Consider the following 13518-nt stretch of genomic DNA (forward strand, 5'->3'; position numbering starts at 1 on the left):
GATCAGGCGGCGGATTCCGAGGATTCGCTGTCGGAACCACCGTGGTCGGAAGAGTCGCTGTCGTCGCCCGCGCCGGAGCTGTCACGGCTCGACGAGTCGGATCGCGAGTTGCCCGAGCCCTCGGACGGACCGTCGTCGCCCGCTTCGCCTGAGTCCGGTCCGGTGTCCCCGTCGTCTTCGACATCGGCGGACTCGGTCGGCAAGTCCTGGTCATCGTCGACCACGATGTCCCGCAGGGTTTCCCGGCCCACGTCCCGTGTCTCGACGGTGTTCCTGGGCGTCTCGGCATCGGCTCCGGCGTCGGATGTGGTGTCGCCACGGTCGGTGGTCGGCTCGATGGGCCGTCCGCGGGGTGGTTCGGTGACCTCCGGCTCGCTGCCCGTGCCGGCATCGGGACGTGGCGTCTCGACAGGGCGGTCCGTCCGGGGCGGGTCGACCTTCCATCCGATCGACTTCAGGAGTGCCGAGACGAGCGGGATGGTCTCCAGCCAGACTCGAATGCTCCACGGCCCGCGCGGATCCGACACCAGCACGATGACCGGCCCGTCGGTACCCGGCGGGGGCGGAGTCAGGCTGGTGCCGCCCTCGGGTACACCGGGCGCGCCGGGCCCGCCGGAGCCCTGGGCGTCGCCGGTGTAGACGACGAACGGACTGTTCGCGTCGAGTCCGGCGATGACGGTCATGACCGCCAGGTTCTGTTGCACCGCACGTTCTTTGAGTTCGTCGTCGAGCTCCGTCGACAACACTGCGCGGGTTCGGGGACCGCCGGCGATGATGGGGCCGACCGAGTGCGGAAAGTCGATGACCAGCGTTCTCGGTGTACCCGTGGAAGACAGGTCGCGTGTCATGGGAGCGGCCGGCCCGCCGGTCGGTGTCGCAGCGACGGACGGGGCGGCGGGGCCGCCGGCGCCCGGCGACAACGGGATCGGTTGGCTCCACCCGGTGGTCGATTCGGTGGCCACCTGGACGGTGTCCGGCGCGGCGAGAGCGTGGATCAGGGTGGTCACGTTGATCGATGCGACCGCGGTCGGGATGACGGTGGCCAGCGAGAGCGCGCCGAGGGTGAGAGAGGCGTTGGAGAGGCCCGAGGGTCGTCGAAGAGGACCGACGCCGTCGTTCTCGACGGCGCGTCGTGTGCCGCGCCGATATCCTGCCACCCCTGGGCCCCCTCTTTGTCGATCAGATATTAGACGACGAGTGGGCTGCTCGCTGTCGTCTGAATGACACAAATCGGGACATCTACTCGGAGGGTCAGCTACTGGAGATCACGGTCCTTCCAGATCCAGCAGCGCGGCCACCCGCTGGGTGAGCCGGAAACGCAGCGGTTTCCTCGTGACGGTCTCGATGATCCCGGCGTCGTCCAAGAGCTGGAGTCGCGGTCGGACGAACTGACTGGATCTTCCCAGCACGTCGGCCAGGGTGTTCGATCGGACGGCGCGGTTCACATCGAAGTAGTAGGCCTGGCCGAGGGTGTACAAGATCGCGCCGAAGTCGTCAGGACTTATCGGCGGTGACGACTCGCGGTCGAGCCCTACGCTGAGCGGAAACTGTTCGTCATCAACCAGATCGCGAAGGCGTGCCCTGAGCGCCTCGATCTTCTGCCGACGTTCGGAGAGGTCGAGCAGCAGCCGATGTTGTGCCTCGGCGATGATCTCCAACATTCTGATCAAGAAAGGCGTCAGATCCCCGCGATTCAGTGGATTCTCCACGTCCGCGAACGCGCGATAGTAACGGTCCTTGTTGTCGGCGACGGTCGCCGACAGCGCGAGGCTCGCGTACGGAGCGATCACCTGTCGGAGGTCGAGTGCGAGAAGGTAGCGCCCGGTTCGGCCGTTGCCGTCGTAGAACGGGTGCGTGTACTCGAAGATGAAGTGCGCAGCCACGGCCCTGATGAGTTGGGGGACCGAATCGTCGCGCGCCTGGCTCAGCATCAGGGTGAGCGCTGCGTCGATCGCTGACTCGGGCACGACTCCGGTATGCACGATCTTGGTCCCGGATTCGATCGATACCGGTCCCTGCCGGAACAGCCGCCCATCGGGAGCGTCTTCATCACGGATCTCTCCCGCGGTCACCGCGTCGTAGACAGCCCGGATGTCGTCCAGCGTATGCGGACTTTCGGCCTCGTCGTTGCCGATGTCGAGGTAGAGACGCGCCATCTCCGCGAAGCGCTTGTTTTCGATGGGTTGTCGCGCCCGGACGGCCCTGATCGCAGCACCGATCTCCTGTCGGGTCGAACGGACCTGTTCGATCTCGTTGGTCGCTTGGATTTCGTCGATGACCATGCGATGGAGATAGTGGGTCCGTGCTCGTCCTGGCAGATCTTTCCACTCGGACTGAATCTTCGGCTCAAAGCTCATGATTCGTTCGATCAGCACTGCGATCTCGGGGGTCAGCAGCGCGAACATCGGGTACTCGCCGATCATCAAGTCCCAGCGGAGGGCGGCGGGAGACTCGCGTCGGACCCGTTCCTCAGCGTCGGCGCCGACTTGATCGCGCTGGTGGAAGACGGACTTGAGCGTTCTGTATGACACTTGATCTATCTCCGCATCCATACGCAAAAGCGGGGTGGCCTGTATGGCCTATGTTATACAGAGACGGAGATAGATAAAATAAGGAACAGTCGGAGTGGCCTCTATTGTTCCAATGGTGCCCAGGGCTGCGTTCGCAGGGTCGGTCGACGGGGGTCGCGCACCGCGGGGCTGCCACACGCCCGCCTGTTCATGGTTGAACGAGTGAACTAAACGGCCTGCGGTCAGTGCGTCGAGGCGGCCGCGCGGCGGATTTCTGACGACGCAGGGGTGGGCCAGAACCGAGGCATGAGTGGCCGGGAGGAGATGGAGCCGCCCAGGGGAATCGAACCCCTGACCTATTCATTACGAGTGGCGAACCGTCCGTGTCGGATAGTGATGTCGAGTGATGGGTAGTTGGGATCCGCGCAGGCCACCGGCCGTTGTGGACTTCCGCAGGTGCTGTCCTGTGATGGCCGGTTATGGGTGGTGTGTGACCACGGCGTGACCGGCCGAACGGACGAATCTCGCGCCGTAGAGGCTACTCATTGGGTGCGCAGGTGCCAGTCTTGGTTCTCATGAACGACACACAAGTCGACGGTTACAACCGGCACGTCCGCGCCATGATCGAGAGCAACGCCGCCCTCCTCCACGAGGGCAGGCCCTTCGACCGAAAGCGGGAGATCTCGGCACACACGTCGATGCTCGACAAGCATCAGCCGACCAGCGGTCGGTATGGCGAACCCTGCTTGGGCGAGCATGATGAAGCAGCGAGTTGGCCGTGCGAGCTCGTGCGCTTTCTCCAGGAGCCGGCCAGTCGCCTGGATCGATGAGTGTCGATGGACACCCCGCGGAAGGTCCCCGATCTCGATCAGCTCGCTCACAATGACCCGTCGCGGGCGCACATCCCGCCGGAGATCAGGGCAGCCAACCGGCGTCGAGCCGTCGAGTTTGCCGAACGCAACGCACACATCCCCAAGTCGCCGGAGTTTGCGCGCTGGATGCGTGAGGCGTTCTTGCCCGCGTACCGCAAGCTGCTCGCCGAACGACAAGCGCAGCGCGACGCTGAACAGAACTCCGACGACTAGACCTTGGTGCCGTCGCCGCCCCAGAAGATCGAGTCGTTCGGGCTGCACGACGGCTGCCGGGTGATCCGGGTACCGCGGTCGGTGGTCAGGACCTCGCCAGTGCCGCAGAGGGGCGCCGGCCACGCCTCGATCGGGATGCGTGTCTGGATGGTTGAGGCCGCCTGCATGAGCGCCATGGCTAGGTCGTCGTGGCCGACATTCTCCGGCACCGAGATCTTGAGGGTGCCGGAGTCCGTCTCCTCGTAGGTGAGCGCGTGGAGCTGGCGCAGTAGGTCGGGGTGCTTCGGCAGCACCAGGCGGCCGGTCTGCAAGAGCACCTTGATGCGACTGAACCCGGCGTTCTTGCGGGCGGCCGTGGTCGTCACGGCGCTGACGAGGTGGGTGGTGTTGTAGAGGTCGTTGATGGCGCGCTTGAGCACCTGGGTGGGCATCTGTCCGACACCGTTGGTCTCAGATATGAAGCGCTGCACGCTCAGTCGCTTCGCGTGGTCGGTCAGTCTCTCGATGAAGGTGGCGTACTCCATGCGGAAGTGCTGTTCGATGGCCGGTATCCAGAACACTGGATCGGTGCCGTGCTTGGCGGCGTTGAGGTCGACGTCGCCGGAGGCTGCCAGGTAGACGACGGCGTTGGCGTCGTGGGCCATGCCCCAGTCGATCCCGCCAACGACGCGGTAGTCACCGCGCGCGGCCATCGGGTCGATCAGGTCGTAGTCGGCGACGGCGCTGTCGATCTCCTCGGTCGAGAAGAAAGCGCCGGCCTCGTCGGTCCACTCGGCCAGGTACTCGCGGTTGAAGTAGTGCGACGGCTCGCGCTCGCGGATGGCTTCGAGGTCGTCGGCACTGATGAGCGGATTGAGGGACGACGGCCAGTGAAACGATGCGTAACGCGCGTCCGGCGACGTCATGCCGCGGTTGAAGAGCTGCCGGAAGAAGTGGTCGACGCCGCCCCACGGTGACGACGACAGGATGATGCGGGACCCTGGGCGGGCGATGATGGCCGGTTCGGCGGCGCGCCAGATCTCGTTGTCGACCCATCCGGCCTCGTCAATGATCAGCAGGTCGACGGGCCACCCTCGAATCTGCTTCTGAGAGGCAGGAACCGAGATGATGCGTGACCCGTTCGACAGGGTGAGTTGGGCGCGTTGGTCGTCGATGACCGACCCGCGGAGGAGTGGCGAGGCGCTCGCCAGGGTGGCGCACTCCTCGAGGAGACGTCGGGCGGCAACCTCGCCCGCGGAGATCAGCAGGACCAAAGCCCGCTGTTGGGTGAACGCCCGGTACAGGGCTTCGATCGCCAGCGTGCGGGACTTGCCCACCTGGCGGCCGGCGCACATCACACGGATGCGTGCGGGGGAGGACACCATCTCTTGCTGATGTGGCCAGAGCGGTTCGCCGACAAGGTGTTCGGCGAATGCTGCGGGCGAGGTGATACCGGCTCGGAAGTCCTCGGCAGTGATCGTCACGGCGCACCCTTGTCTTTCATGAGATCGGCGATGAGCTTCGCGACATCGACTGTCGCCGACGCGGTGTCCTTGCCTAGGCGTGCGTTCGCGAGCGGGGTGAGGCCGAGTCGGTCGGCGAGGTTGCTGGCGTGCTTGCGGACTCGGAGGAGGTAGTCCGCGGCGCCGGTGGTTTTGCCACCCTCGTCGAACATGCCGTGCTCGTCGACCCACGTTTGCAGTACCTCGACCTGGGCCAGCACACGCGCGTACTCGAGGACCGCCTCGCGATAGAGCGGGTCACGCAACCGCGTGTGCTGCTCGAGTAGGTCGTTGCCGATGGCAGCGGCGAGCGGGGCGATCACACGCTCGGACCGGGCGCCGTGCTTCAGGGCCGCAGTGTTGTTGGCCTTGAACGGCTCCCACGAGTAGCCGCGGGCCGGCCCCCCGGTCGTGGGCACGATGCCCACGACCGGGGCGGGATCGGTGCCGGGAGTGCCGGCCATCAGTCGGCCATGTCGAGTCGGGCCGCGGCCGCCGACAGTGCCGCTGCGTTCTCGTTCGCCGGCACATCGCCCGCGAGGCTGCGCGCCCAGTCCGCGGCGATGGCGATGAGGGCGGCAACGGTTCGCGCGGTGGCGCGGTCGTTGATCTTCAGGTCGGCCAGGTTCATCGACACCGGATCGATCTGCTGGGCGATGACCCGGTAGGCGCGGGCCATCGCTGGGCGATCCGGTCGGACGAGGGTGTCGACGGCGGTCGTCATCACGCCTCCACCCGCGCATACTTGCCGTAGCCGAGCTCGATCACCCTCTGGCTATTCGCCATCGCCGCGGCCTCACGCTCGGCCTGGGCTTCGCGGGCGTGCTGCTGGCGCGCCTCGTAGTCGGCGATGACGGCGTCGCTGTGGAGGGCGTGCGGTGTGGCGCCGTTGCCGATGGCCCAGTACGTGCCGGTCGCCTCGTCGGCGGCGTGCTTCATGTAGGTCGCAGGCGTCTGGGACGGGATGCGGAACATGTCTTCGCACTGGACCGAGACGCCGAGCTCGAGCGCCTTATCCATCACCGCTCGCCGTTTCGGCTCGAACTCAGTGAGGGCGGCGTGCAGCTTCGAGGTTGCGCGCACCAGGTCGGCGTACGCCTTGCGGGCGGGGGCGCTGTCGGCGTCCTGCAAGGCGGCGTAATCCTTCGTGAGCTGTTCGACCGCGGCCTTGTGTTCTGCGGCCTGAGCGGCCTGCTGAGCGCGGTTCTCGGCATCCCGCCGCAACGATGCCAGGTGGCCGGCCTCGCGGGCCTCTGCGAGCTGCTGGGCGGTGATGGTGGTGTCGCCGTCGCGGACTCGTTCCTCGAGCTCGGCGAGTGTGGGGGTGGGGTCAGTCGTCGTCATGGCTGCCTTCCTTCGTCTTCGCTCAACCTCGCCGCCGGCACGGCCTGCTCGTCGTGGACAAACGATGCGCGACCGCGAGACCTTTTCGGCGTCATCACCGAGAAGTCCGCACGTGATCAATGTGTGATCACTGACGCTGTGACCAGCACGAATGACATACCCAGCGGATACCAAATCCGAAGGTCGGAGGCCAACGACCACCATCGCCCACCACAGTCAGGACACCGCTGATGCCTCTGAACGTCGCCACCCTCCTCGCCGAGATCAAGCTCGACGGCGCCGACCGCGTCACCACCGAGCTACGCCGTCTCGACCAGGAGTTCACGCAACTAAGCCGAGCCGCCGAGCGCAGCGGCGACCAGACCCGCAGCTCCTTCGAGGGCGCAGGCCGGGGTCTCAACGACCTCGGACAGTCCGGACGCCAGGCCGCAGGCGACATCGACCGAGCAGCCGACGACATGCGACGCAGCATCGAGGAAGTCGAGCGCGACAGCCGCAGGGCGGGCAATGAGATCGCCGGCAACCTCGGCAACGCTGGCCAGGAGGGCGGCAACCGCCTACGAGACGGCCTGCGGGGCGCGCTCGAGGGCGCCGCCGAGGAGGCCCAGGGCGCCGGCGAGGGCATGGGCGGCGGCCTGGTGGGTGGCATCACCGCCCGACTGGCAGGGGCAGGTGGCCCCATCGGTGGAGCAATCGCCGCTGCCCTGGCCGTCCAGGTGGGTATCCCCATGGCCGCGGGCTCGAAGATCGCCGACCTCGTGTTGCAGGGCTTCGATGCCCGTGCCTCCCAGGGCCAGATCAAGGCGGAGTTCGGCTGGACGGAAGGCCAGGCCGCCGAGGCGGGCCGCGCCGCCTCCGACGCCTACGTCAATGCCTGGGGTGAGTCGGTCGACGAGAACCGGCGGGTGGCCGGCCTCGCGATCCAGTCGGGGTTGCTGGACGGCACGGCTACCGCCTCCGAGATGCAACCGGTGATCGAACAGCTACAGATCGTGTCGACGATCATGGGCGAGGAGATCCCGGCCGTAGCACGTGCTGCGGGCCAGATGATCAAGACCGAGTTGGTCGGCAGCCCCACCGAGGCGTTCGACCTTTTGACCGCGGCTCAGCAGCAGGGCCTCAATCTGTCCGAGGACATCCTCGATACCTGGACTGAGTACGGCACCCAGTTCCGCAAGGTCGGCCTGGATGGTGCTGATGCCCTCGGGCTCATCAACCAGGCCTCGAAGGCCGGCGCCCGCGACGCCGACGTGGCAGCGGATGCGGTGAAAGAGTTCGCGATCCGCGCCCAGGATGGCTCCGAGCAGACCGCGGCGGCATTCACCGCGCTCGGCTTGCCTGTCGACGAGATGACCAAGAAGTTCGCCGAGGGTGGCCCGGCCGCCCGCGAGGGGCTGGACATGGTCCTCGACAAGATCCGAGACATCCCCGACGCGGCCACCCGCGGTCAAGTGGCTGCTGCCCTGTTCGGCACCCAGTGGGAAGACCTCGGCGCAGCCTTCGACCACTTCGACCTATCGACCGCGCGACAGGAGCTCGGCAACTTCAGCGGAGCCACGAAGCGAGCCGGTGACGACATGTCCAACGCCGCAAGCGGTATCGAGGGCGCCAAGCGTGCCATCGAGGTGGCCGTCAGTGGCATGAAGACCAGCCTGTCGGATGCGTTCGACCCCCTCGTCTCTGACATCACTACATGGGTCACGGAGAACAAAGAAGAGATCGTCACCTTCTTCTCGAACGCCGCGAAAGCCATCGGCGTCGTGACCGGCGAAACCATCACGTTCGCAGGTGCTTTCATCAGTGGACTCGGCCACGTCGTCAAGTACGCCGGCGACGCTGCTGGTGCTGTCGTCCAGTCGTTCGGCGCCATTGCCGGAGGTATGGGCAGCGTCATCAAGGAGATCCCTGGGATGGAGGATCTCGGGCACCGACTGCTCAAGGCATCGCGCGACGCAGACACCATCGCGCAGAGCATGTTTGGCGCTGGCGACGGGATGATCGCCTTTGGCGAGACGGTCGGCGAAGCTGGCCTCAAGGTCGCCGAACTGTCGTTGAAGATCGGTGAAGTCCCTGCGGGCAAGGAGATCAAGGTGGACGCCCCGGGCGGCAACGACGTTCTCGAGATGCTGAAGCAGATGGGCGCCAAGGTGTCTACCGACAACGAGAAGAACATCGTCGTCGACGCGCCGCTGGCCCCCGAGGTGCTGGAACGCCTGAAGCAGATCGGCGTCGAGTCGCGCATCGTCGACAACAAGACCGTGCTGGTGAAGGCGGAGACGACCGAGTTCGACGGTGTCATCCGGCGCATCACCGACCCGGTCACCAAGCGGGTCACGATGGTGGTCTACGGGCAGAACGGAGTTGACGGCCGCACCATCAACCCCGACTCGCTGGTCTCCAACACTCCCGGCGCTGCACGCGAGTTGCGCGGCACCGGATACTCCGACGGCGGTTACACAGGCCCAGGCGGTAAGTACCAGCCCGCGGGCATCGTCCACGCGGATGAGTTCGTGGTGAAGTCGGAGTCCCGAGCGCAGCTCGAGCGCACACATCCCGGCTGGCTGGACTACATGAACCGCACCGGCGCGCTCCCGGGCTACGCCGAGGGCGGGCAGGTTCTCGACTCGCTCATCGCGATTCAACGTCAGGTCGCCCCCGGCTTGCAGATGACTTCCGGCGTGCGCAGTGAGCCCGGCTCGTTCCACAACACCGGCCAGGCGGGCGACTTCTCGAATGGGTCGTCGCCGACGCAGGAGATGCTGTCGTTCGCCAACTTTATGGCCGATAACTATCGGGCGCAGCTCGCCGAACTCATCTACCACGACGATCGGTTCTCGGGCCGTCAGGTCGACGAGGGTCAGTTTGTCCCCGACAGCTTCTTCGCCAACGCCGGCTACCACGGTGACCATGTCCACCTGGCCGCCCATCAGCCGCTCGGGGCACCCACGGGCGGCGGCGCAGCACCCATCCAGGACGTCCAGTTGTCCGCGGAGTCCTCGCGCGAGGACGTCGCCCGCAAGATCATCACCGAGGGTCGCAAGCGCGGCTACAGCGACGAAGAGATCACCGCGATCCTCTCCACGGCCATCCAGGAATCGAATCTGTCGCCGTCGGCGATCGGCGGCGGCGGCGCCTGGCACGGAATCTTCCAGCAGGACACCAGCTATCCAGGTCGATCGGACCCGAACCAGAACATCGCCGAGTTCTACAACCGCCTCGACGCCAAGCGGTCAGGCCCGGGCGCGAGCTCCGACATCTGGAAGAACATCTTCTGGTTGCAGCAGCGTCCCGGCGAGGCCGGCGGCGATGCGGCTTACGCCAACGGACGGCAGGCGTACTTATCCGAGATCCAGTCTCGCCAGGGTGAGGCGAGTCAACTCGTCGGCACGCTCGGCCCCAGTGTCGGATCGGGTGTCGGGTCGGCGTCTGATCCGCAGTACTCCAGCTACAGCGGCAGCGAGAGCTACGACGACTACGGCCGCTTCGACAGTGGTAGTGGACAGTCCACGCCGCCGGAGGACCCGTCGGTCGCCACCTTCACGTTCACCAACCCGCTCGAGCCGTGGTGGTGGCAGGGTGAGCGGGAGTACCGCGAGCGCATCATCTCGGAGAACGAGAAGCAGAAGGCGTGGGACGAGTACATCTCGGGCAGCGCCGAGGACCGCGCCACAGGGTTGGAGAAGGCGACACGAGATCTCGCCGACGCCGAGGACAAGCTGCGGGTGGCACGCCTGAAGGCCAACGAGCTCGCCCCGACCGCGCAGCCATCACAGCGCGAGCTCGCCAAGCAGGACGTGGCCAAGGCCGAGCAAGCCGTCGAGGATGCCCGTCTCGCACTCGAGAAGGCGCAGACGGCCGCCAACAACCCAGGCGCACTCGCCGGCACTCCCCCGCCCATGTTGCGCATGGCGGCGGGCGGCACCATCCCCGGCGTCGGCAACACCGACAGCGAACTCATCCTCGGAACGCCCGGCGAAGAGGTCATCCGCAAGAGCGTCGCCGAACAGCCCGGTATGCGGCGTTTCCTCAAGGCCATCAACGCCGGCGCGGTCGATGCCCCGGCGTTCGCCAATGGCGGCACGGTCGGCGCAGGCTTCGGCGGCTACGTCCACGACGACTCCGATGTGATGGCGCCGAAAAACTGGCGCGACTGGATGGGCCTGGCCACTGGTGCGGGGTTCGCCGCCTACAACCTCGCGGAGCCGTTCGTGAATGCCGCGGTCACCGGCAAGGTCGACCTCGGCAACATCACCCCGCAGCTCAACACCGGCACCACCGACACCTCGATGGTGACGTCGACTCTCTCCGCAGCGGCCGGGCAGCTGAGCGACCAGATCGACGAACTGATCTGGGCCGTCAAGGAGGGCAAGAACATCACGGTGAAGATCGACGGCGCCAACGATCCGTTCGACGTAGCAGGGACGGCCCAGAAGGCACACGGTTTCTGATGCAGACCCCACCCGACTACTCAGACATCAACGCCGACAACGTCATGGGCGCGACAGACGACATCACGGCCGCGATCCGAAGGGCACTGTTCGACGAGCACACGGCGGAGCAACTGACCGACGCCGTGCTCGAGCACATCGCCCACCTCAACCGCAACGAGATCGCCGCCACGCTGGCCTCGTTCGTTGTGGCCCACTTCCACCTCGACCCGGAGGCCTACCGCAGATGAGCCGACCACGCCGCGCAAAGCGTCTGTCCCGCAACCGAACCCGTATACCATTGGATCAGGAGATGATCCGCGCCGCCAAGGCGGACGCGCTCGACTTCGTCGCCGCGTTCCTCACCCGCGGCCAGGTCGATCTCGGCTACATCCCCGACCCGCGAGAGTGGGCATTGATGGGCGCGCTCGCCGAGCTCGCCAGCGACGCCGCGGTCACTCGATGGCCGGAGCTGACCGACGAAGCCCGTGCCGCCGTGCTGCGCGTCAGCGCACAAGACCTCCGACGGGCAGCCAAACAGGCTGTCTAACAACCACCTACGAAGGAGCACACCATGACATCCTCAACCTCGCCCGACGTCCACCGCGTCTACACCGACTTCGGTATGGGCTCCGACTTCGGTCGCAACCAACTCTCCCCGCTCGGGTTCGTCGACAACGCCGGCGTCTACCACTTCCCCGGTGGCGGACGCGTGCTCGCCAATGGCGACTACATCGAACCCGAGGGCGCGAAGCTGGGCACGTCCGTCGTCGTCGCCGAGGACGGCTCCCGCCTGAGTGGCGCGCCCCTTCGTGACGCCGCCTTCCCCGAGGACAACGAGGCTCGCGCCAAGCATCACGTCGACGCGCGCTACCAGGCCGCCTACGACGCCGATCCCGAGGCGTTCGCCGGCAAACCTGCCGCCGTCTTCGTCGCCGTGGACGGTGCCTGATGCCCGACCCTCACGGGTCGCTCCGCGACGCGCTGCACAAGGCGTTCACGTCCGGCCAGAAACAGAAGCGCACAACCACCCCGACGGCGACCTCGATCGACGACGCCGTCGCTCAGCACTACACCCCCAACTCGGTCTTGATCATCTGGCCCGCAGCACGTGCTACGGCCGGGATCTCCTCGCCCATGATCGTCGACACGATCTGTAGCTGTTCGATCACCGGTTGCATCTCGGAGGCGGTAGCCGTGCCGTCCAGCAACCCCGACTGGATCGCGAGGCCGGCCACCCGCCGGTTCTCGTCGACCGACTCACCCCAGGCATTGACGTAGGCGTCGGAGGCGGCGCGGCCCGCCTCGGCGGCCTGGCCTTCCGTCCAGCCGAACTCCGCCTTGATCTGGCCCTGGGAGGCACGGGCATCGAAGCCCTGCAACACGAGGTCGGCGATCTTCGAGCCCGCGGCCATGGGGATACCCACCTGGACGGCCAGGGCAGCGGCGATTGCTCCACCGATGGGGCCACCTGCCCCTGCCAGTCGGGCGGTGATGCCACCCACCAGGCCGCCGCCCATGCCCTCGCCGGCGCCCTGGGCCTCCTCGGCGGCGCCCTCGAGCGCGCCCCGCAGGCCGTCTCGTAGGCGGTTGCCGCCCTCCTGGCCAGCGTTGCCGAGGTTGCCGGCGATCTCATTGCCCGCCCTGCGGCTGTCGCGCTCGACTTCCTCGATGCTGCGTCGCATGTCGTCGGCTGCTCGGTCGATGTCGCCTGCGGCCTGGCGTCCGGACTGTCCGAGGTCGTTGAGACCCCGGCCTGCGCCCTCGAAGGAGCTGCGGGTCTGGTCGCCGCTGCGCTCGGCGGCTCGGCTTAGTTGCGTGAACTCCTGGTCGAGACGGCGTAGCTCGGTGGTGACGCGGTCGGCGCCGTCGAGCTTGATCTCGGCGAGGAGGGTGGCGACGTTCAGAGGCATCAGCGGTGTCCTGACTGTGGTGGGCGATGGTGGTCGTTGGCCTCCGACCTTCGGATTTGGTATCCGCTGGGTATGTCATTCGTGCTGGTCACAGCGTCAGTGATCACACATTGATCACGTGCGGACTTCTCGGTGATGACGCCGAAAAGGTCTCGCGGTCGCGCATCGTTTGTCCACGACGAGCAGGCCGTGCCGGCGGCGAGGTTGAGCGTCACTGCATTCGCGTCGGCGCTCATGACAGCGCATCCCGGAATTCGTCGGCGACGGCTTCGATGATGCGATCGGCGTGACGATGGGCTGCGGTCTCGAGGAACTTGGCCTGGCGTCCTTCGTCGTGGCGGTAGCTCAGGTCCTCGTGCTGACGAGGGCCGTAGACGCTGTTGTAGCCGACCACGGCACGCTCAGGGTCGACGGCGGTGTTGCTGGAGCGGATCAGGTCGCCCGTCTCGATCGGAGCCAGGCGGTTGCTCTCGTCGAGCAGGAGGTCGGCGCCGGCCTGCAATCCACGCTCTGCGGCTTCCTCGAGCGCTGCGATGACGGCGTCGATGTCGGACTCGAAGCTCACGATGCATCCCCCTTGAGTGCTTCGAGGCGTCGTCGTCGAACCCATCCATCGAAGAGGTCGAGGAGTTCTGCGAGCTGTCGTTCTTCGTCGCGGTCGTAGGCGCCGTCTTTGGCTTGGCCACCGAGGGAGTGGAGGCGTGCGCTCAGCGGTCTCCGTCGTGGACGTCGATCGGGGCTATTCCCGTCTACCGCCG

General features: G+C 66.6%; 14 protein-coding genes. 6 read left to right on the forward strand and 8 right to left on the reverse strand.

All coding sequences use genetic code 11. The annotated features are described in order from the left end of the window. Window positions 1-2 precede the first annotated feature (2 nt). Together QAD21_RS02590 and QAD21_RS02595 are read right to left on the reverse strand one after the other, a co-directional pair. Window positions 3-1157, reverse strand: a complete 1155-nt coding sequence (locus tag QAD21_RS02590; RefSeq protein ID WP_068970196.1) for a hypothetical protein — start codon at window positions 1155-1157, stop codon at window positions 3-5. A 108-nt stretch (window positions 1158-1265) separates the two neighbouring features. Continuing rightward, on the reverse strand, window positions 1266-2531 hold the full coding sequence (locus tag QAD21_RS02595; RefSeq protein WP_065630523.1) for a Fic family protein: 1266 nt from the start codon (window positions 2529-2531) through the stop codon (window positions 1266-1268). Window positions 2532-3085: 554 nt separating this feature from the next. On the opposite strand from QAD21_RS02595, the gene QAD21_RS02600 reads away from it, so the two are divergent. Together QAD21_RS02600 and QAD21_RS02605 are read left to right on the forward strand one after the other, a co-directional pair. Then, window positions 3086-3340, forward strand: coding sequence for a hypothetical protein (locus QAD21_RS02600; protein WP_280360478.1), 255 nt, complete (start codon window positions 3086-3088; stop codon window positions 3338-3340). A gap of 6 nt (window positions 3341-3346) precedes the next feature. Continuing rightward, window positions 3347-3595, forward strand: a complete 249-nt coding sequence (locus QAD21_RS02605) for a hypothetical protein (protein ID WP_280360479.1) — start codon at window positions 3347-3349, stop codon at window positions 3593-3595. Here QAD21_RS02605 and QAD21_RS02610 read toward each other — a convergent pair. The 4 genes from QAD21_RS02610 to QAD21_RS02625 are packed head-to-tail and all read right to left on the reverse strand — an operon-like array spanning window position 3592 to window position 6420. Beyond that, window positions 3592-5058, reverse strand: a complete 1467-nt coding sequence (locus tag QAD21_RS02610) for a terminase family protein (protein WP_280360480.1) — start codon at window positions 5056-5058, stop codon at window positions 3592-3594. The genes QAD21_RS02605 and QAD21_RS02610 overlap by 4 nt on opposite strands. Then, the gene (locus QAD21_RS02615; protein WP_280360481.1) at window positions 5055-5540 is read right to left on the reverse strand and encodes a hypothetical protein; all 486 of its coding nucleotides are present in this window, start codon (window positions 5538-5540) and stop codon (window positions 5055-5057) included. Before QAD21_RS02615 ends, QAD21_RS02610 begins: the two co-directional genes overlap by 4 nt. Further along, window positions 5540-5800 (reverse strand): hypothetical protein, encoded by a 261-nt coding sequence (locus QAD21_RS02620; RefSeq protein WP_280360483.1) that lies wholly within the window; start codon window positions 5798-5800, stop codon window positions 5540-5542. Before QAD21_RS02620 ends, QAD21_RS02615 begins: the two co-directional genes overlap by 1 nt. Beyond that, the gene (locus QAD21_RS02625; protein ID WP_280360485.1) at window positions 5800-6420 is read right to left on the reverse strand and encodes a hypothetical protein; all 621 of its coding nucleotides are present in this window, start codon (window positions 6418-6420) and stop codon (window positions 5800-5802) included. Before QAD21_RS02625 ends, QAD21_RS02620 begins: the two co-directional genes overlap by 1 nt. A gap of 230 nt (window positions 6421-6650) precedes the next feature. On the opposite strand from QAD21_RS02625, the gene QAD21_RS02630 reads away from it, so the two are divergent. From QAD21_RS02630 to QAD21_RS02645, 4 genes are all read left to right on the forward strand, one after another. Beyond that, window positions 6651-10868: a phage tail tape measure protein gene (locus tag QAD21_RS02630; protein ID WP_280360486.1), complete on the forward strand. Its 4218-nt coding sequence runs from the start codon at window positions 6651-6653 to the stop codon at window positions 10866-10868. Next, window positions 10868-11098, forward strand: coding sequence for a hypothetical protein (locus QAD21_RS02635; RefSeq protein WP_280360487.1), 231 nt, complete (start codon window positions 10868-10870; stop codon window positions 11096-11098). Before QAD21_RS02630 ends, QAD21_RS02635 begins: the two co-directional genes overlap by 1 nt. Before the next feature lie 62 nt (window positions 11099-11160). Continuing rightward, entirely contained in the window at window positions 11161-11397 is a 237-nt protein-coding gene (locus QAD21_RS02640; RefSeq protein WP_280360488.1) for a hypothetical protein, read from the forward strand. A 24-nt stretch (window positions 11398-11421) separates the two neighbouring features. Next, the gene (locus QAD21_RS02645; protein ID WP_280360489.1) at window positions 11422-11799 is read left to right on the forward strand and encodes a hypothetical protein; all 378 of its coding nucleotides are present in this window, start codon (window positions 11422-11424) and stop codon (window positions 11797-11799) included. Window positions 11800-11917: 118 nt separating this feature from the next. On the opposite strand, the gene QAD21_RS02650 is transcribed toward QAD21_RS02645, so the two are convergent. Together QAD21_RS02650 and QAD21_RS02655 are read right to left on the reverse strand one after the other, a co-directional pair. Continuing rightward, window positions 11918-12760, reverse strand: a complete 843-nt coding sequence (locus tag QAD21_RS02650; RefSeq protein WP_280360490.1) for a hypothetical protein — start codon at window positions 12758-12760, stop codon at window positions 11918-11920. A 232-nt stretch (window positions 12761-12992) separates the two neighbouring features. Next, the gene (locus tag QAD21_RS02655) at window positions 12993-13325 is read right to left on the reverse strand and encodes a hypothetical protein (RefSeq protein WP_280360491.1); all 333 of its coding nucleotides are present in this window, start codon (window positions 13323-13325) and stop codon (window positions 12993-12995) included. Between the last annotated feature and the right edge of the window lie 193 nt (window positions 13326-13518).

Origin of the sequence: Gordonia sp. SMJS1 (assembly GCF_029866425.1) — a bacterium.
Taxonomy (GTDB): Bacteria; Actinomycetota; Actinomycetes; order Mycobacteriales; family Mycobacteriaceae; genus Gordonia; species Gordonia hongkongensis.

What these genes read in the sequence shown, in the direction of transcription:
- QAD21_RS02600 (WP_280360478.1), top strand. Translation starts at nt 3,086, where the DNA reads ATGAACGACACACAAGTCGACGGTTACAACCGGCACGTCCGCGCCATG.
- QAD21_RS02605 (WP_280360479.1), top strand. Translation starts at nt 3,347, where the DNA reads ATGGACACCCCGCGGAAGGTCCCCGATCTCGATCAGCTCGCTCACAAT.
- QAD21_RS02615 (WP_280360481.1), bottom strand. Translation starts at nt 5,540, where the DNA reads ATGGCCGGCACTCCCGGCACCGATCCCGCCCCGGTCGTGGGCATCGTG.
- QAD21_RS02620 (WP_280360483.1), bottom strand. Translation starts at nt 5,800, where the DNA reads ATGACGACCGCCGTCGACACCCTCGTCCGACCGGATCGCCCAGCGATG.
- QAD21_RS02625 (WP_280360485.1), bottom strand. Translation starts at nt 6,420, where the DNA reads ATGACGACGACTGACCCCACCCCCACACTCGCCGAGCTCGAGGAACGA.
- QAD21_RS02630 (WP_280360486.1), top strand. Translation starts at nt 6,651, where the DNA reads ATGCCTCTGAACGTCGCCACCCTCCTCGCCGAGATCAAGCTCGACGGC.
- QAD21_RS02635 (WP_280360487.1), top strand. Translation starts at nt 10,868, where the DNA reads ATGCAGACCCCACCCGACTACTCAGACATCAACGCCGACAACGTCATG.
- QAD21_RS02640 (WP_280360488.1), top strand. Translation starts at nt 11,161, where the DNA reads ATGATCCGCGCCGCCAAGGCGGACGCGCTCGACTTCGTCGCCGCGTTC.
- QAD21_RS02645 (WP_280360489.1), top strand. Translation starts at nt 11,422, where the DNA reads ATGACATCCTCAACCTCGCCCGACGTCCACCGCGTCTACACCGACTTC.
- QAD21_RS02650 (WP_280360490.1), bottom strand. Translation starts at nt 12,760, where the DNA reads ATGCCTCTGAACGTCGCCACCCTCCTCGCCGAGATCAAGCTCGACGGC.